At 70.1% G+C, this 17,645-nt stretch carries 14 protein-coding genes; 8 read left to right on the forward strand and 6 right to left on the reverse strand.

Annotated elements, in window-relative coordinates; translation table 11 throughout:
• Nucleotides 1–244 precede the first annotated feature (244 nt).
• On the forward strand, nucleotides 245–2,335 hold the full coding sequence (locus CRP49_RS07170) for an ATP-binding SpoIIE family protein phosphatase (RefSeq protein WP_097252644.1): 2,091 nt from the start codon (nucleotides 245–247) through the stop codon (nucleotides 2,333–2,335).
• A gap of 53 nt (nucleotides 2,336–2,388) precedes the next feature.
• On the opposite strand, the gene CRP49_RS07175 is transcribed toward CRP49_RS07170, so the two are convergent.
• The gene (locus CRP49_RS07175; protein ID WP_097252645.1) at nucleotides 2,389–4,713 is read right to left on the reverse strand and encodes a transglycosylase domain-containing protein; all 2,325 of its coding nucleotides are present in this window, start codon (nucleotides 4,711–4,713) and stop codon (nucleotides 2,389–2,391) included.
• A gap of 216 nt (nucleotides 4,714–4,929) precedes the next feature.
• Between CRP49_RS07175 and CRP49_RS07180 the strand changes: the two genes are divergently transcribed.
• The 5 genes from CRP49_RS07180 to CRP49_RS07200 all read left to right on the forward strand — a co-directional run bounded on the left by CRP49_RS07180 (nucleotide 4,930) and on the right by CRP49_RS07200 (nucleotide 9,761).
• A complete protein-coding gene (locus tag CRP49_RS07180) occupies nucleotides 4,930–5,865 on the forward strand; it encodes an SPFH domain-containing protein (RefSeq protein ID WP_097252646.1) in 936 nt (311 codons plus the stop codon).
• Nucleotides 5,862–6,098 carry a hypothetical protein gene (locus tag CRP49_RS07185; RefSeq protein WP_097252647.1) on the forward strand — a complete coding sequence of 79 codons (237 nt, stop codon included), beginning with the start codon at nucleotides 5,862–5,864 and terminating at the stop codon, nucleotides 6,096–6,098. The genes CRP49_RS07180 and CRP49_RS07185 overlap by 4 nt, the downstream gene beginning before the upstream one ends.
• Nucleotides 6,099–6,202: 104 nt before the next feature.
• Nucleotides 6,203–6,727 (forward strand): PadR family transcriptional regulator, encoded by a 525-nt coding sequence (locus CRP49_RS07190; protein ID WP_097252648.1) that lies wholly within the window; start codon nucleotides 6,203–6,205, stop codon nucleotides 6,725–6,727.
• Nucleotides 6,724–7,413: an ABC transporter ATP-binding protein gene (locus tag CRP49_RS07195; protein WP_097252649.1), complete on the forward strand. Its 690-nt coding sequence runs from the start codon at nucleotides 6,724–6,726 to the stop codon at nucleotides 7,411–7,413. Before CRP49_RS07190 ends, CRP49_RS07195 begins: the two co-directional genes overlap by 4 nt.
• Nucleotides 7,410–9,761 (forward strand): ABC transporter permease, encoded by a 2,352-nt coding sequence (locus CRP49_RS07200; RefSeq protein ID WP_097252650.1) that lies wholly within the window; start codon nucleotides 7,410–7,412, stop codon nucleotides 9,759–9,761. Before CRP49_RS07195 ends, CRP49_RS07200 begins: the two co-directional genes overlap by 4 nt.
• A 94-nt stretch (nucleotides 9,762–9,855) precedes the next feature.
• On the opposite strand, the gene CRP49_RS07205 is transcribed toward CRP49_RS07200, so the two are convergent.
• Nucleotides 9,856–10,809 (reverse strand): LysR substrate-binding domain-containing protein, encoded by a 954-nt coding sequence (locus CRP49_RS07205; protein ID WP_097252651.1) that lies wholly within the window; start codon nucleotides 10,807–10,809, stop codon nucleotides 9,856–9,858.
• 136 nt (nucleotides 10,810–10,945) lie between these two features.
• Between CRP49_RS07205 and CRP49_RS07210 the strand changes: the two genes are divergently transcribed.
• Both CRP49_RS07210 and CRP49_RS07215 read left to right on the forward strand, forming a co-directional pair.
• On the forward strand, nucleotides 10,946–11,500 hold the full coding sequence (locus CRP49_RS07210; protein WP_097252652.1) for a peroxiredoxin: 555 nt from the start codon (nucleotides 10,946–10,948) through the stop codon (nucleotides 11,498–11,500).
• A gap of 3 nt (nucleotides 11,501–11,503) precedes the next feature.
• The gene (locus tag CRP49_RS07215) at nucleotides 11,504–12,037 is read left to right on the forward strand and encodes an alkyl hydroperoxide reductase (protein ID WP_097252653.1); all 534 of its coding nucleotides are present in this window, start codon (nucleotides 11,504–11,506) and stop codon (nucleotides 12,035–12,037) included.
• A 21-nt stretch (nucleotides 12,038–12,058) separates the two neighbouring features.
• Here CRP49_RS07215 and CRP49_RS07220 read toward each other — a convergent pair whose 3' ends face one another.
• From CRP49_RS07220 to CRP49_RS07240, 4 genes are all read right to left on the reverse strand, one after another.
• Entirely contained in the window at nucleotides 12,059–13,414 is a 1,356-nt protein-coding gene (locus tag CRP49_RS07220) for an AI-2E family transporter (RefSeq protein WP_097252654.1), read from the reverse strand.
• Nucleotides 13,415–13,553: 139 nt separating this feature from the next.
• Nucleotides 13,554–14,270, reverse strand: a complete 717-nt coding sequence (locus CRP49_RS07225; protein ID WP_097252655.1) for a transglycosylase SLT domain-containing protein — start codon at nucleotides 14,268–14,270, stop codon at nucleotides 13,554–13,556.
• Between the two features lie 378 nt (nucleotides 14,271–14,648).
• Nucleotides 14,649–15,974, reverse strand: coding sequence for a PhoH family protein (locus CRP49_RS07230; RefSeq protein ID WP_094215213.1), 1,326 nt, complete (start codon nucleotides 15,972–15,974; stop codon nucleotides 14,649–14,651).
• Between the two features lie 373 nt (nucleotides 15,975–16,347).
• The gene (locus tag CRP49_RS07240; RefSeq protein WP_094215215.1) at nucleotides 16,348–17,121 is read right to left on the reverse strand and encodes an isoprenyl transferase; all 774 of its coding nucleotides are present in this window, start codon (nucleotides 17,119–17,121) and stop codon (nucleotides 16,348–16,350) included.
• Nucleotides 17,122–17,645 lie beyond the last annotated feature (524 nt).

Consider the following 17,645-nt stretch of genomic DNA (forward strand, 5'->3'; position numbering starts at 1 on the left):
GCAACTACCGGAACGTGCGCCGGGCCTGACCAAACGTCACCGAGGGGCGGCAGGACGTGAGCAAGGGGTACGAGGGCAACACCGCCAGGGCCTGCCCTGGACCGGGCGGGTTCGCCGGCGGCACAGGAACAACCTCTGACCACGCGGGAATTCCGTTCCTGGGGCACGTATTCCGGGTATCGGGATTTCGGCGGGACCATCTGCGCGCCCGGCGCGCAGCCCCGGACGGATGGATTCGACACGCGTGACGGAGCACCCCACCTCCTCCTACGAGCGCCCCCAGCCGGGCGCCGACCCCGCGGAGGCCCGCGGGGCGCTCCTGCGTACCCCCAAGCCGAACGGCACCTCGGCCTTACCGGCACAGGCCCGGGCGGACGGACCGCCCTCCGGCCCGGGGACGACCGCGCCCTGCGGCAAGGGGAACAAGGGGAAGGAGCCCCCAGTCAACGGCCCGGAGCACTCCCAGCCCGCCACCACGGAAACGGACACGCACCGCCCGCGTCCCGCGCCGGAAGCCATTCCGCCGCAGCCGGGTGCCGAGGAGGAGAAGGCGCCGGGCGGCCAGGAGCGCCGTACCGGGCGGGGACTGCCGCCGGGGCGGCCGATGCCGATGCGGCGCGACGGGGACCGGCTCAGGTTCGTGGGCGCGGCGACCCGGCGGATCGCCCGTGGCATCGATCTGGACGAGATCGTGATGGGGCTGTGCCGCGCCACCGTGCCGACGTTCTCGGACGCGATCCTGGTCTATCTGCGCGACCCGCTGCCGGTCGGTGACGAGCGGCCCACCGGCCCGGTGGTGCTGCGGCTGCGCCGTACCGACCGGATACCGGACGAACGGGACACCGAGGGCCTGCTGCTCCCGCCGTTCCCGGAGCCGGAGCCGGAGCCGTCGGCCCTCTCGGAGCTGTCGTCGCTGACGACCGAGCTGTGCGAGGTGCGTCCCGGCGGCGCGCTGAACGAGGTGCTGCGCGGGGTGCGGCCGGTGTTCGCCGACGCGCCCGCCGCCCGGGCCGCGCTGCCCGAGCTGCTCGGCGAGGGCGGCGAGGCGGTCGTACCGGGCGGGCAGCACGCGATCCTCGCGCCGCTGCGCGGCCGGCGCCGGGTGATCGGCGCGGCGCTGTTCCTGCGCCGTCCGGAGCGGCTCGCGTTCGAGGCGGACGACCTGCTGGTGGCCGCCCAGCTCGCCACGCACAGCGCGCTCGGCATCGACAAGGCGGTGCTGTACGGCCGGGAGGCCTACATCGCCGACGAGCTGCAGCGCACCATGCTGCCCGAGACCCTGCCCCGCCCGACCGGGGTGCGGCTGGCCTCGCGCTATCTGCCGGCCGCGGAGACCGCGCGGGTGGGCGGCGACTGGTACGACGCGATCCCGCTGCCCGGCAGCCGGGTCGCGCTGGTGGTCGGTGACGTCATGGGGCACTCCATGACCTCGGCGGCGATCATGGGCCAGCTGCGCACCACGGCCCAGACCCTGGCCGGTCTCGACCTGCCGCCGCAGGAGGTGCTGCACCACCTGGACGAGCAGGCGCAGCGGCTGGGCACCGACCGCATGGCGACGTGCCTGTACGCCGTCTACGACCCGGTCACGCACCGCATCACCATCGCCAACGCCGGCCATCCGCCGCCCGTCCTGCTGCACCTGGGCGGCCGCGCGGAGGTGCTCAGGGTGCCGCCGGGCGCGCCGATCGGCGTCGGCGGGGTGGACTTCGAGGCGGTCGAGCTGGACGCGCCCGCCGGGGCCACGCTGCTGCTGTACACCGACGGCCTGGTGGAGTCCCGGCTGCGGGACGTGTGGACCGGCATAGAGCAACTGCGTGAACGGCTCGCCGCGACCGCCCAGTTGACCGGCCCGGACCATCCGCCGCCGCTCGAGGCGCTGTGCGACGAGGTGCTGGACATGCTCGGCCCGGGCGACCGGGACGACGACATCGCGCTGCTCGCGGCCCGCTTCGACGGGATCGCGCCGAGCGATGTGGCGTACTGGACGCTGGATCCGGAGGAGACGGCCCCCGGCCAGGCCCGTCGGCTGGCCCGGCGCGCGCTGGCCCGCTGGGACCTGGAGGAGCTGACGGACTCGGTGGAGCTGCTGGTCAGCGAGGTGGTCACCAATGCCGTGCGGTACGCCTCCCGTCCGGTCACGCTCCGGCTGCTGCGCACGGACGTGCTGCGCTGCGAGGTCGGCGACGACGTGCCCCAGCTGCCGCGGCTGCGCCAGGCCCGGGCCACGGACGAGGGCGGCCGCGGGCTGTACCTGGTCAACCGGCTGGCCCGGCGGTGGGGTGCGACCCGGCTGAGCACCGGCAAGGTGGTCTGGTTCGAGCTGAACCGGGCCTGAGGACGCGGAAGGGCGCCCGGGGAGTCCCCGGGCGCCCTTCGCGTGCGCGGGCCCTACTGGCCGAAGTTCCCGTTGCCGTTGTCGAGCGGGGTGTCCGTGACGTCGCCCGTCGGCGTCCCGGTGGTCGGGGCCCCGGTGGTCGGGGTCCCCGTGGTCGGGGCGCCGGTGGTCGGGGTCCCCGTGGTCGGGGCGCCGGTGGTCGGCGTCTGGGACGGGGTCGTGGACGTCGGCGGCGCACTGGTCGGGGTGTTCGACGGCGTCTGGGACGGGGTCTGGCTGAAGGTCGGCGTGTCCGTCGGCGCGACGGCCGCACCCTGGGTGGTGTTCAGGTCGAACTTGGCCTGGTCCGTGACGCCGAAGGTGTACGCCGCCCAGATCTGCGCGGGGTAGGTGCCGCCGTTGAGGCGGCCGGGGGCCGGCAGCAGACCGGTGGCGCCCATCATGGACACGTGGGCCTTGGTCTTGTAGTCCTCGCCGAACAGGCCGACGGAGGTGACCAGGTCGGGCGTGTAGCCGGTGAACCAGGCGGACCTGTTCTCGTCGGAGGTACCGGTCTTGCCCGCCACCTGCTGGCCGTTGCGCAGCGGGTTGTTCGCCACGTTCTTCTTGGCCGTACCGTCGTCGACCACACCGGTCAGCACGGAGGTCACCGTGTCGGCGGCCGTGCGGCTGATGACCTGGTTGCCGATCGGGTTGGGAATGTCGACCGAACGGCCCTTCTGCTCCGCCGACTTGAGGATGCCCGGCGTCACCTTGTAGCCGTGGTTGTCGAAGGTGGCGTAGATGCCGGCCATCTCCAGCGGGCTGGCGCCCATAGAGCCCAGCGTCTGCGCGGGCACCGCCTGCATGCCGTCGGTGTCCATGCCGAGCTGCTTGGCCGTGTCCATCACCTTGGTCATGCCGACGTCGACGCCCATCTGGGCGAAGACCGAGTTGACGGACTGGTTCATCGCCTTCTGCACGGTGATGGGGCCGTAGTTGACCTTGTCCTCGTTCGGCGGGCCGAAGCCGACCTTGCTGCCGTGGTCGACGACCTGGCGGCCGCTGGTGCCGTCGTAGACGGTGTTCGCGGTGATCGGCTTGCCGCTCTGCGTGGTGGCGTTGTCCTCCAGCGCGGCGGCGAGGATGACCGGCTTGAACGTCGAGGCGGGCTGGTAGTCGCGGCGCGTCGCGTTGTTGAAGTAGTGCTTGAAGTAGTCCTGACCGCCGTACAGGGCGACGATCTTGCCCGTCTTGGGGTCCACCGAGACGGCGCCGGCCTGGATGTTGCCGTCGACCTTGCGCTTCTTCTTGTCCAGCTTGCTGGTCAGCTGGGACTTGACCGCCTTCTCCAGCGCGGCCTGCTTCTTCTTGCTGATGTTCAGGGTGATGGTCCAGCCGCGGTCCACGACCGCGTTCTCCGCCTGGGCCTGCGTCAGCCCCTGCTGCTTCATCAGCTGCTGTTCGAGCTGCTGGTTGGCGAGCTGGACCAGGTAGCCCTTCTGGCCCTCTTCACCCGGCGTCCCCTTGGGGTCCTTGGGGATGGCGTCCCTCTTGAAGTTCATCGTCTGCCGCTCGCCGGCGTCGAGCCAGTTCTGCTTGACCATGTTGTCCAGGACGTAGTTCCACCGCTGCTCGACCAGCTTCTTGCCCATGGGGCCGGCGACCGCCCAGTCGTACTGGCTCGGCGCCTGGAGCAGCGCGGCGAGGTAGGCGCCCTCCTGGACGCTCAGCTTGGCCGCGTCCTTGTGGTAGTAGGCCTGCGCCGCGGCCTGGATACCGTAGGCGTTGCGGCCGTAGTAGCTGGTGTTGATGTAGCCCGCGAGGATCTCGTCCTTGGACAGCCGGCGGTCCACCTTCAGGGAGATGACCATCTCCCTGAGCTTGCGGGTGACCGTCTGGTCCTGGTTGAGGTAGTAGTTCTTGACGTACTGCTGGGTGATCGTCGAGCCGCCCTGGGTACCCCGGCCGGACACCGTGTTGAACAGGCCTCGGGCGAGGCCCCTCACGTCGATTCCGGAGTCGTGGTAGAAGGTCTTGTTCTCCGCGGCGACGAAGGTGTGCTGGACTTCCTTGGGCACCTTGGACAGGTCCACGCTCTCGCGGTTGACCTCGCCCACGCGGGCCAGGACCGAGCCGTCGCTGTACTTGTAGACGTTGCTCTCCTGCTTGGCGGCGGCGTTGCCCTGGGGGACGTCCACGACCAGGTACAGCACGATGAAGCCGCCGATGCCCAGCAGGCACAGGCCCAGGAAGGTGCCGAGCATCTTCTTCCAGGTGAAGAGCCGGCGTATTCGGCCCTTGGCGGGCTTGGCACCGGCCGCAGGGGCGGAGCGGCGGCGTTTGGGCGCCGCGCGGTGGCCGCGCTGCCGCGCTCGTCTCTCTTCCGCTCGTCCCATGGCTCTGTACGCTCCGCTTCCTCTCGGGGTCAGCTCCGAAAGCTAACACCCGTCTATATGACAAAGGGCGCCCGATCCGCTCTTTTGCGGACGTGACAATCAGCACCCGGCCCAAAGGAACCGACGGATATCACTGGCCCAAGGTTGCCTGCGGGCATAAAGTGATATCACTTAGCTAGACCGAAGCTAGGCATGACCTGAACGGGGGATCCACCCATGTCCGCACATGACGCATCCGCGACCGCCGACGTACCCGAGATGCCCGCGCCACGCGTGCGGGAGTTCCCGGCGCACAGCATCGGGGGCGGGCTCGCGCTGCTCCTCGGCCTGCTCGGGCTCGGCACCGCCGTCGCCCTGTTCGCCGCCGCCTCCGCGGTCTCCGCGTCCGGCGCCAAGGGCGGGCTCATCGCCGGCGGCGTCCTGGTCTTCCTCGCCGCGATCATCGCGATGCGCGGCCTGAACACGGTCGCGCCCGGCGAGGCCCGGGTCGTGCAGCTCTTCGGCCGGTACCGGGGCACGATCCGGCAGGACGGTCTGCGCTGGGTGAACCCCTTCACCTCGCGGACCCGGATCTCCACCCGGGTGCGCAACCACGAGACCGCCGTCCTCAAGGTCAACGACGCCTACGGCAACCCGATCGAGCTGGCCGCGGTCGTGGTCTGGAAGGTCCAGGACACCGCCCAGGCGGTGTTCGAGGTGGACGACTACGCCGAGTTCGTCGCCACGCAGACCGAGACGGCCGTACGGCACATAGCCATCGAGTACCCGTACGACGCCCACGAGGAGGACGGCCTCTCGCTGCGCGGCAACGCCGAGGAGATCACCGAGCGGCTGGCCGTCGAGCTGCAGGCCCGCGTGGAGGCGGCCGGAGTGCGGATCATCGAGTCGCGCTTCACGCATCTCGCGTACTCTCCCGAGATCGCCTCGGCGATGCTCCAGCGGCAGCAGGCCGGTGCGGTCGTCGCGGCCCGGCGGCAGATCGTGGACGGCGCGGTCGGCATGGTGGAGGCGGCGCTCGCCCGGATCGCGGAGCGGGACATCGTGGAGCTGGACGAGGAACGGAAGGCGGCGATGGTGTCCAACCTGATGGTGGTGCTGTGCGGGGACCGTGCGCCGCAGCCCGTCCTCAACACTGGGACCCTCTACCAGTGACGGACTCTCCGGAAGAGACTCCGCGGCGCCGGCCGCAGCAGCGCAAGCAGGTGCTGCTGCGGCTGGACCCGTCGGTGTACGAGGCGCTGGCGCGGTGGGCGGGGGACGAGCTGCGCTCTGCCAACGCGCAGATCGAGTTCCTGTTGCGCAAGGCGCTGGCCGAGGCGGGGCGGCTGCCGAAGGACACCGGGCCGCTGCCGCGTCGTGGACGGCCGCCTGTTTCCGAACAGTGACAATCGGCCCCCACCTGCACCTCCGCACCCCGCGCGCACCCCCCGCCATGATCTACACACTCCGCGTATACACACCGCGTATACACCGTGTGTAGAGTGCTGCCATGTCCATCGGTCACACCCTTCTAGGGCTCCTGGAGTCCGGCCCCCGGCACGGCTACGACCTGAAGCGGGCCTTCGACGAGAAGTTCGGTCACGATCGGCCGCTGCACTACGGCCAGGTCTACTCGACGATGTCCCGGCTGCTGAAGAACGGCCTCGTGGAGGTCGACGGGATCGAGGCGGGCGGCGGGCCCGAGCGCAAGCGGTACGCCATCACCGACGCCGGCGTCACGGACGTCGAGCGCTGGCTCGCGACCCCGGAGGAGCCGGCGGAGTACCTCCAGTCGACCCTCTACACCAAGGTCGTCCTGGCGCTGCTGACCCACCGGAACGCGGCCGACATCCTCGACACCCAGCGCGCCGAGCACCTGCGCAGCATGCGGATCCTGACCGACCGCAAGCGCAAGGGCGACCTCGCGGACCAGCTGATCTGCGACCACGCGCTGTTCCACCTGGAGGCGGACCTGCGCTGGCTGGAGCTGACCGCCGCGCGCCTCGACAAGCTCCGTGCGGAGGTGGCCAAGTGACTCCTCCTCCCGGTTCCCTGCTCATAGCCCAGGACCTGCGCAAGGCCTACGGCCCGACGCTCGCGCTCGACGGCGCCGGGTTCTCCATCCACCCCGGCGAGGTCGTCGCCGTGATGGGCCCCTCCGGGTCCGGCAAGTCGACGCTGCTGCACTGCCTCGCGGGGATCGTGCCGCCGGACTCGGGCTCGATCACGTACAACGGGCAGGAACTCGCGACGATGAGCGACGCCCAGCGCAGTGCGCTCCGGCGGTCCGAGTTCGGCTTCGTCTTCCAGTTCGGGCAGCTCGTCCCGGAGCTCACCTGTGTGGAGAACGTGGCGCTTCCGCTGCGGCTGAACGGAACCTCCCGCAAGGCGGCCGAGAAGGCGGCATTGGGCTGGATGGAGCGCCTCGAGGTCGACAACCTCAAGGACAAGCGGCCGGGTGAGGTCTCCGGTGGTCAGGGACAGCGTGTCGCGGTGGCGCGGGCACTGGTCACCGGGCCCCGGGTGCTGTTCGCCGACGAGCCGACCGGCGCGCTGGACTCCCTCAACGGCGAGCGCGTGATGGAGCTGCTCACTGACGCGGCCCGGTCGACCAACGCGGCCGTGGTGCTGGTCACGCACGAGGCACGGGTGGCCGCCTACTCCGACCGCGAGGTCGTCGTGCGCGACGGGAAGTCCCGGGACATGGAGCGGGCTGTATGAACGTTCGCCAGTGGTCCAGGGATCTGGCCATGGGGGGCCGGTTCGCCTTCGCCGGCGGACGTGAGGGCTGGGTCCGGGTGCTGCTGACGGCGGTCGGTGTCGGTCTCGGCGTCGCGCTGCTGCTGCTCACGACCGCCATACCGAACGCCCTGGCGGTACGGCACGACCGCGACGAGGCCCGCCTCGACTACACCTACGACCAGAAGCACAAGCCGAAGGCCGCCGATACCCTGGTGATCTCGGACGCCAACTCGAACTACCACGGCTCCGACATCCGCGGCCGACTGGTGGAGCCCGAGGGGCCGCGGGCGCCGCTCGCACCGGGCCTGGCCAAGTACCCGGCACCGGGCGACATGGTCGTCTCCCCGGCGCTGAAGCTGCTGCTCGACTCCGCCGGCGGGAAGCTGCTGCGCGACCGGCTGCCGTACCGGGTGGTCGGGACCATCGGCGAGCCCGGGCTCATCGGCTCGCACGAACTCGCCTACTACGCCGGTGCGAAGAACCTGGCACCGCGCATCGACGGCTGGCAGACGGCCCGGATCACCGCGTTCGGGAATCCGCATCCGAGCCCGCCCAACAAGACGGACCCCGTGCTCATCCTGCTGATCCTGGTCGTGTTCGTGGTGCTGCTGATGCCGGTCGCCGTGTTCATCGCCGCGGCCGTACGGTTCGGCGGCGAGCGGCGCGACCGCAGGCTGGCCGCGCTGCGGCTGGTCGGCTCTGACAGCCGGATGACCCGGCGGATCGCCGCGGGCGAGGCGCTCGCGGGTTCCCTGGTCGGGCTGGTCTTCGGCACGGTCTTCTTCCTGCTGGGCCGTCATCTCGCGGGTTCGGTCGAGATCCTGGGCATCAGCGTGTTCCCCAGCTATCTCAACCCCACGCCCGCGCTGGCCGCGCTGGTCGCCGTCACCGTCCCGGCGGCAGCGGTGCTGGTCACCCTGTTCGCACTGCGCGGGGTGGTCATCGAGCCGCTGGGCGTGGTCCGCACGGCCAAGCCCTCGCGGCGCCGGCTGTGGTGGCGGCTGCTGCTGCCGCTGGGCGGCCTCGCGATGCTCGCCCCGATGATCGGCCAGGGCCGGTCGAACGGCGAGTTCAACCAGTACCTGGTGATCGGCGGTGTCCTGCTGCTGCTCGTCGGCGTGACCGCGCTGCTGCCGTGGGTCGTCGAGGCCGTGGTCGCCCGGCTCGGCACGGGCAATGTCGCCTGGCAACTGGCGGTACGGCGGCTGCAGTTGAACAGCGGCTCGGCGGCCCGCATGGTGAACGGCATCGCGGTCGCGGTGGCCGGCGCTGTCGCCCTGCAGATGCTGTTCGCGGGCGTCGAGAGCGACTACACCAAGGTCACCGGCCAGAACGTCGAGCAGACGCAGATGCAGGTCCAGAATTTGCGGGGCGGCGCGTTCATCTCGGCCGCAGAGAAGCTCTCCGCCACCAAGGGCGTACGCAAGGCCACCGCGCTCGGCACTGTCCAAGTCGGCGACCGGAGCTGGAACAGCAAGGGCGCTCCCGGCACCTCCGCGAGCGTGACCGTCGGCGACTGCGCCGCGCTGCGCGAGGTGGCGCGGCTGACGTCCTGCCACGACGGGGACGTCTTCGTGGCGCGGGGCGGCGACAGGGGCATGGACGCCGACACGGCGAAGCTTGCCAGGCCGGGCCGCAAGCTCTACTTCGACACCGGCGACGGCTTCTCCAAGGGCCCGGACCTCGTCTGGCCCGTGCCGAGCGGCCTGAAGCAGGTCCGTGCGATCAAGGGCCCGAACGAGAACGTGTACAGCGGCTTCCTGATGACCCCCGCCGCCGTGCCGCACCGGATGACCGGGCTGGTCAGCGGTCAGGTGTACCTGTCGCTCGACGAGTCGGTACCGGACGTGCACGAATACGTCCGCAACACGGCGGCTCGGATCGACCCGCTGGCGGACTCGATCGTATGGGCGGCCAACGAGCAGTCCACGAAGTTCACCTCCATCCGGACCGGCCTGCTCGTCGGTGCCACCTGTGTGCTGGCGCTGATCGGCGCGAGCCTGCTGGTGTCCCAGCTGGAGCAACTGCGCGAGCGCAGGAGGCTGTTGTCGGCGCTGGTGGCCTTCGGCACCCGGCGGCGCACCCTGAGCCTGTCGGTGCTGTGGCAGACGGCGATCCCGATCGCGCTCGGCCTGCTGCTCGCCTCGACCGTGGGGCTGACGCTGGGCGCGGTGCTGCTGAAGATGGTGGGCGCGACGGTGGGCGTCGACTGGGCGAGCGTTCTGACGATGAGCGGCATCGGCGCGGCGGTCGTCCTCGTGGTCACCCTGCTCAGCCTGCCCCCGCTGTGGCGGCTGATGCGCCCGGAGGGCCTGCGCACCGAGTAGCGGACCCGCCGCTTGGGCCCCTCCCGCCGGGAGGGGCCCAAGTCCGGTTCGGCAGCAGCCCGGTTGATCGTTTGCGGTGCCGGGACGCCCGTTCTCAGGCGTCGCCGTCCCACACCCGTACGGGCAGCGGGCCCAGGGCCTCGCGCAGGGCGGTCGCCAGCTCCTCGTACTCCGCGCCGCGGGCCGCGCCGGTGCGCATGGCGAGGGCGATACGGCGGCTCGGGGCGGGCTCGGCGAAGGAGCCGGTGAGGAGCTGGTTGCTGCGCGTGGTCTCCAGCTTGAGGGCGGTACGCGGGAGCAGGGTGCAGCCGAGGCCGCCCGCGACGAGCTGGACCAGGGTGGAGAGCCCGGCGGCCGTGGTGGTGACCGGCGCGTCCGCCCGCCCGGCCTCCCGGCAGATGTCCAGGGCCTGGTCGCGCAGGCAGTGCCCCTCGTCCAGGAGCAGCAGGTTGAGTTCCTTCAGGGCCTCGCGCGGGATGCCCTCGCGGCCGCCGAGCCAGTGGTCCAGCGGGGTGACGAGCACGAAGTCCTCGTCGAAGAGCGGGAGTTCCACGACGCCGGGCACACCGAGCGGGACGGCGAGCAGCAGCAGGTCTAGCCGGCCGGAGTTCAGGCCGTCGACGAGGTTCGCGGTCTGCTCCTCGTGCACCTGGAGGTCGAGCTGCGGGTACCGCTCGTGGACGAGTCGCAGCACGGTGGGCAGCAGGTACGGCGCGACGGTCGGGATGACCCCGAGTCGCAGCGCTCCGGTGAACGGCGCCCGGACCGCCTCGGCCTCCTCCAGCAGTGCCCCGACCTCGTCCAGCACCGCCTTCGCCCGTACGGCCAGCCGCTCGCCGGCGGGCGAGAGCAGCACCTTGCGGGTCGTACGCTCCAGGAGGGTCACGCCCAGGGTCTCCTCCAGTGCCGAGACCGCGCCGGACAGGGCGGGCTGGCTCATCCCGATGGCGGCCGCCGCGTCCCGGAAGTGCAGATGCTCGGCCACGGCGGCGAAGGCACGCAGCTGCGCGAGGCTCGGCTGTCTCCGCTTGCCGTTACTGATGGTCACTGATAGCCACCTCCGATCAACACATCCGAGTGTAGCTATTTCCCGAATCAATGCACCCTGTGACACCATCGACGGCGTCCAACCCATACGAGAAAACGCCCTCAAAAGGGGCTTTTCTTCGCTGCAAGGAGAGCTAGTGCTCACTGTCGGTGACAAGTTCCCCGAGTTCGAACTGACCGCCTGCGTCTCGCTGGAGAAGGGCAAGGAGTTCGACACGATCAACCACAAGACCTACGAGGGCAAGTGGAAGATCGTCTTCGCCTGGCCCAAGGACTTCACCTTCGTGTGCCCGACCGAGATCGCCGCGTTCGGCAAGCTGAACGACGAGTTCGCCGACCGTGACGCCCAGGTCCTCGGCTTCTCCGGTGACTCCGAGTTCGTCCACCACGCCTGGCGCAAGGACCACGACGACCTGCGCGACCTGCCGTTCCCGATGATGGCCGACTCCAAGCACGAGCTGATGCGCGACCTGGGCATCGAGGGCGAGGACGGCTTCGCCAAGCGTGCCGTCTTCATCGTCGACCAGAACAACGAGATCCAGTTCTCCATGGTGACCGCCGGCTCCGTCGGCCGTAACCCCAAGGAGGTCCTGCGGGTCCTGGACGCCCTGCAGACCGACGAGCTGTGCCCCTGCAACTGGTCCAAGGGCGACGAGACGCTCGACCCGGTCGCGCTGCTGGCCGGTGAGTGACCCATGTCGCTCGACTCGCTGAAGTCCCGCGTTCCGGACTACGCCAAGGACCTGAAGCTCAACCTGGGCTCGGTCATCGGCAACTCCGACCTGCCCGCGCAGCAGCTGTGGGGCACGGTGCTGGCGACCGCCATCGCCTCCCGCTCCCCGATCGTGCTGCGCGAGCTGGAGCCGGAGGCGAAGGCGAACCTCACGCCGGAGGCGTACACCGCGGCCAAGTCCGCGGCCGCGATCATGGCGATGAACAACGTCTTCTACCGCACCCGGCACCTGCTGTCCGACCATGAGTACGGCACCCTGCGCGCGGGTCTGCGGATGAACGTCATCGGCAACCCCGGTGTCGAGAAGGTCGACTTCGAGCTGTGGTCGTTCGCGGTCTCCGCGATCAACGGCTGCGGGCTGTGCCTGGACTCGCACGAGCAGGTGCTGCGCAAGGCCGGGGTCGACCGTCAGGTCGTCCAGGAGGCGTTCAAGATCGCGTCTGTGATCCAGGCGGTCGGCGTCACGCTGGACGCCGAGGCCGTGCTCTCCGAGTAGGCCGTGCTGCCGGGGCCTCGCTCACTCCTGGTGGGCGAGGCCCTCGCTGTTTTCCTGGGCGTCCCCGGGGGCCGCGCCCCCGGACCCCCCGTCGGCCTGAACGACCTCGTCCGCAAGGGCCGGACGGGCCGGCTCGAGCTGAACTTCCTGCGAATACTGCCGTAGATACCCGACCACCGTGTTCGTCACCGCCACCAGCGGTACGGCCACCACCGCGCCGCCGATGCCCGCCACCATGGCGCCGGCCGCCACCGTGAGGACCACGGCGAGCGGGTGGACGCGGACCGCGCGGCCCAGGATGAACGGCTGCAGGACGTGGCCCTCGATCTGCTGGACGGCGAGGACCACGACGAGGGTCATGAGCGCCGTGAAGACGCCCTGCGTCACCAGCGCCACGATCACCGCGAGCGCGCCGGAGGCGACCGCGCCCACGAGCGGGATGAAGGAGAACAGGAAGATGAAGACGGCCAGCGGAACGGCCATCGGCACATCGAGGAAGTAGATGCCGATGCCGATGAAGATGGCGTCGATGAGGGCGACCAGGACCGTGCCGCGAACGTAGGCCGTCAGGGTGCGCCAGGCGCGCGGGCCGGCGCCGGCCACGCCCGGGCGGGCGGCGGCGGGCACCAGCTTGAGGAACCACTGCCAGATGCGCTCGCCGTCGTAGAGCAGGAACAGCGTCGAGAAGAACACCAGCAGGATGCCGGTCAGGGCCTCGACGATGACCTGGACGCCCTCCAGGCCGGCCGACGTTATCTGGTCGGCGTTGGCGCCGATCGCCTCGCGGAGGTTCTTGGCGATCTGGTTGATCTGCTTGTCGGTGACGTGGAAGGGGCTCTTCAGCAGCCAGTTGCGCAGGTCGTCGATGCCGCTCTGGATCTGGTTGGAGAGCGTGTCGATGTTCTCCATGACCTGCCAGGTCACGAACCAGCCCATCAGGCCCATGACGACGAAGCCGAGGATGGCGGTCATCGCGGTGGCCAGGCCGCGCGGCACCCCGCGGCGCCTGAGCCGGGCGACCGTCGGCTGGAGCAGCGCGGTGATCAGCAGGGCGATGACGAAGGCGAAGACCACCAGCTGCACGGCGCTGATGACCCGCATGAGGACCCAGACGGTGCCGGCGAGGACCAGCAGCCGCCAGCCGGCCTCGGCCGCGACGCGTACGCCCCAGGGCACGGCCTCGGCGGGGTCGGGGCGGGGACCGGCCGGAACGGCCGGCCGGGGGGCGGGCACGACCACCGGGGCGGCGCCGTGCTCGGCGAGGGCGGGTTCGGGTGCGGTGTCCTTCTCCACCTCGGCGCGGCGCTCGTCCAGCCGCTCGCTCATCTCGGTGAGTCCGGCACCGAGCCGGCCGAGCCACCCTGGCACTCGCGACATGATCCGTCCTCTTCCCCCGCGTCCCCGGGTGTCCGCCACCACTCCCCCCTGGAGTCGTTCGGGTACGACCGTACAGGGCGAAAGCCCCTCCCCTGAGGACGGGGAGGGGCTGCGCGAGGTTGAGTGAAAGCCGGGCGGCCTAGTACCAGTGGTTGGCCTGCCAGAACGACCACGCCTCACAAGGGCTGCCGTACCGGCTGTTCATGTAGTTGAGGCCCCACTTGATCTGGGTGGCCGGGTTGGTCTGCCAGTCGGCGCCGGCGGACGACATCTTGGAGCCGGGCAGGGCCTGGAAGAGGCCGTAGGCACCGGAGGAGGCGTTGACTGCGTGGTAGTTCCAGCTGGACTCGTGGTCCACGATGTTGCTGAAGCACTGGAACTGGCCGCTCGCCACCATCTGACGCGCCATCGCCTGGATCTGCGCGACGGAGTAGCTGCTCTGCGTCGGGAAGCTGGAGGAGTCGCGGACGTCGTCGCGGCTGGCCGCGGCCTTCGCCTCGGCGCGCTGCTTGGCTTCCTTGGCGGCCTGCTCGGCGGCGGCCTTCTTGGCGACCGCGGTCTCGGCTGCGGCCTTGCGGGCGGCTGCCTCGGCGTCCTTCTTGGCGCTCGCGTCCGCGGCGATGGCCTGAGCGTCGGCCTGCTGCGTCAGGGACGCGGTCTGCACCTGGGCCTGCTGACCCGCGGGTATGTCCGCGAGAAGCGTGGTGTCGGCAGCCGTCGCCTCAGCGTCGTTGTTGTTCTGCGCGACGCTGCCCGAGGCAACTCCGACGACGCTTCCGACGGCGGTGACCGCGGTGGCCGAGGCCACTGCGAATCCCCGGACCGAAATCCGGCTCACACGGTTTCCTTCCAGCATCGCCCGCTTCGGTGACCCTGGCGGACGCAATCGTGCCCACTGACACTGGCCTCCCAACTGCGGGGTCACGGGAGGCACGGGCCCGGTGGGCAACTCCCACGAGGGGAGCGCCACGTGATGCTCGGGCGGCATACGACGACTCTATGGAGTTGAAGGTGGTGCTTCTGTGGTGCCGTACCGCTGGGGGTACAGGTGTGTCGTATGCGGGGCCTGACAGGAGTGAGACTCTGCCGTAACCCGACTGCGCGTGGCAATTCCGAGTTGCGTGTGAAAGCTCACATCCCGTTTGCCCCCGGGTATTTCAGGAAACCGCCACACGCGAAGGCGCCGCCCGGCTAGGCTCTGGGACCTTTGCCGGACGGCGCCAACTGGGCTTGCTCAGATATGCCCTTCTTCGAGCATTTCGGTCACAAGGGCCGCGATCTGGGACCTCTCGGACCGGGTCAGCGTGACATGCGCGAAGAGCGGATGCCCCTTCAGCTTCTCCACGACGGCGACCACACCGTCGTAGCGACCGACGCGCAGATTGTCCCGCTGTGCCACGTCATGGGTCAGAACGACCCGCGAGTTCGCGCCGATTCGGGACAGAACGGTCAGCAGGACGTTCCGTTCCAGCGACTGCGCCTCGTCGACGATCACGAACGCGTCGTGCAGCGACCGGCCCCGGATGTGCGTGAGGGGCAGGACCTCCAGCATCCCGCGCGCGGTGACCTCCTCGATGACCTCGCGGCTGGTGACCGCGGAGAGCGTGTCGAAGACGGCCTGCGCCCAGGGGCTCATCTTCTCCGCCTCGCTGCCCGGCAGATAGCCCAGCTCCTGCCCGCCCACCGCGTACAGCGGCCGGAAGACCATCACCTTCTGGTGCTGGCGGCGCTCCAGGACCGCCTCCAGGCCGGCGCACAGCGCGAGCGCCGACTTGCCGGTGCCGGCCCGGCCGCCCATCGAGACGATGCCGACGTCCGGGTCGAGCAGCAGGTCGAGCGCGATCCGCTGCTCGGCGCTGCGGCCCTTGATGCCGAACGCCTCCCGGTCGCCGCGCACCAGGCGGACGTTGCCCTCGGCGGAGATCCGGCCGAGCGCCTTGCCGCGCTCGGACTGGATGGTCAGGCCAGTGTGCACGGGGAGGCCGGAGACCTCCGGGACGTACACGTGCCCTTCCTCGAAGAGGAGGTCCACCTGCTCACCGGAGAGTGTCAGTTCGGACATTCCGGTCCAGCCGGAGTTCTCCGTGATGGCGAGTTCGGCGCGGTACTCCTCGGCCAGCAGGCCGACGGAGGACGCCTTGATCCTGAGCGGCAGGTCCTTCGACACGACGGTGACGTCGAACCCCTCGGCCTGCAGATTGCGGGCCACCGCCAGGATGCGGGAGTCGTTGTCCCCCAGGCGGTAGCCGGTCGGCAGAACGCTGGGGTCCGAGTGGTTGAGCTCGACACGCACGGTACCGCCGAGTTCCCCGATCGGGATGGGGGCATCGAGGCGACCGTGCTTCACCCGGTAGTCGTCCAGCAGGCGCAGGGCCTGACGGGCGAAGTACCCGAGTTCGGGATGGTGCCGCTTGGCCTCCAGCTCCGTGACCACGACGATGGGGAGCACGACCTCGTGCTCGTCGAAGCGGGTCAGGGCGTTCGGGTCGGCCAGCAGGACGCTGGTGTCGAGAACATACGTGCGCCGGTCGGGCTTGTGGCGCTTTGTGCTGGTCACCACGGAAGGACGTACCCCCTCGGATGAGGTCGGGGAGCGACGAAGTGGAAGCCGGGCCGGGAGGGAGGGAACATTGCGACCGGTCCCTGGCCCCCGCGAACGGCGGGCCGGACACCGGACCTCCGCGGCTGCTTCCGTGCAGTGACGGCACGGTCGGGCTGGTGCAAAGGGCCTCCCGGGCGGACGGCCCCGTGCCGCCCGCTGAGATCCGACGCCCGTGGTTCGGGCGTCGACCTGCTTGGCTTATGCCCTCGAACATGCACCGCCATGCAAAAGCGGCCAACAGCGCCCTGGTGAACTCCTTGTTACTTGCGCCCCAACCGGGGTGAACCGAACGCCCCGCCGCAATGGTCACGGACGGGGCGTTCGAGGCGGCTCAGCCGCCGTAACGGCGGTGGCGTGCGGCGTAGTCGCGCAGCGCACGCAGGAAGTCGACCTTGCGGAAGGCCGGCCAGAAGACCTCACAGAAGTAGTACTCGGAATGGGCGGTCTGCCAGAGCATGAATCCGGACAGCCGCTGCTCGCCGCTGGTGCGGATCACCAGGTCCGGGTCGGGCTGGGCACCGGTGTAGAGGTGACGGCCGATCATGTCGATGTCGACGGACTCGGCGAGGTCCTCCATCGACACGCCCTTGTCCCGGGCGTCGAGGAGCATGGAGCGCACGGCGTCGGCGATCTCCTGGCGGCCGCCGTAGCCGATGGCCACGTTGACCACTATCCCGTCGACGTGGGCGGTGGTCTCCTCGGCCTCCTTGAGGGTGCGCTGCATCCCGGACGGCAGCAGATCGAGGGTGCCGACGTGGTGCACCCGCCAGCGGCCGTCGGCGGCGAGGGTGCGGACGACGTCCTCGATGATGCCGAGCAGGGGGCCCAGCTCATCCTGCGGGCGGTCGAAGTTGTCCGTGGACAGCAGCCACAGGGTGACGACCTCGACATCGGTCTCGGTGCACCAGCCGAGGAACTCCTCGATCTTCTCGGCACCGACCCGGTGGCCGTGGACCGTGGTGGAGCCGGCCGCCTTCGCCCAGCGGCGGTTGCCGTCCATGATGACGCCGATGTGCTTGGGCACCTGGGTGTGGTCCAGGTGGCCTTCCACCCGGCGTGCGTAGAGCCTGACGAGCAGGCTGCGCAGCGTGTCGCGCACGTTCACGGGACCCTCCGGGGGTTGGGCGGGGTTTGAGGGTACCCCTGGGTTCGGCTTCGCCCCTTGGGTGGGGACGCTCGCCCCCTGCTTCCACGTTCCCCAAGAAAAAACGGGCCGGTCCGTGGGGGGGAGACGGACCGGCCCGAGGGGGGGTTTCCACCATAACCCTTCGTAAGGGATGGTGTGTGCATCGGCGCGATACAACTACTCTCCGAAATCATCCGGCGACGCCCCGGCGCGTGCGGAACGATGGATTCAGGGGCATTTCATGGCCGATTCACAGCGGAATCCCAGGGGATCGGGCCGCATATGGAGTGATCAAGAGGGTTTGGGCCACCTTGGTGACGGTTCGGCGAGTTGCCCGGGGTCCCCCCGACGGGCTACCCGGCCAGCGAACGGTGACTTGACGGTTCCGGTACGCGTTCCGCCTGGTATCGCAGCACCGCGCAGCCCCCTCCGCTGCGCGGTGCCACCCGCACAGCTTTGCTCGCGCGAATTACCTTGGTCTGAACTTACGTGACGGGTGGGAC

Source organism: Streptomyces sp. Ag109_G2-15 (assembly GCF_900215565.1).
GTDB classification, from domain to species: Bacteria; Actinomycetota; Actinomycetes; order Streptomycetales; family Streptomycetaceae; genus Streptomyces; species Streptomyces diastatochromogenes.

Bases quoted from the DNA above. Each gene is read 5' to 3' on its own strand.
- CRP49_RS07175 (WP_097252645.1), bottom strand. From the start codon at position 4,713: ATGGGACGAGCGGAAGAGAGACGAGCGCGGCAGCGCGGCCACCGCGCG.
- CRP49_RS07180 (WP_097252646.1), top strand. From the start codon at position 4,930: ATGTCCGCACATGACGCATCCGCGACCGCCGACGTACCCGAGATGCCC.
- CRP49_RS07190 (WP_097252648.1), top strand. From the start codon at position 6,203: ATGTCCATCGGTCACACCCTTCTAGGGCTCCTGGAGTCCGGCCCCCGG.
- CRP49_RS07200 (WP_097252650.1), top strand. From the start codon at position 7,410: ATGAACGTTCGCCAGTGGTCCAGGGATCTGGCCATGGGGGGCCGGTTC.
- CRP49_RS07215 (WP_097252653.1), top strand. From the start codon at position 11,504: ATGTCGCTCGACTCGCTGAAGTCCCGCGTTCCGGACTACGCCAAGGAC.
- CRP49_RS07220 (WP_097252654.1), bottom strand. From the start codon at position 13,414: ATGTCGCGAGTGCCAGGGTGGCTCGGCCGGCTCGGTGCCGGACTCACC.
- CRP49_RS07225 (WP_097252655.1), bottom strand. From the start codon at position 14,270: ATGCTGGAAGGAAACCGTGTGAGCCGGATTTCGGTCCGGGGATTCGCA.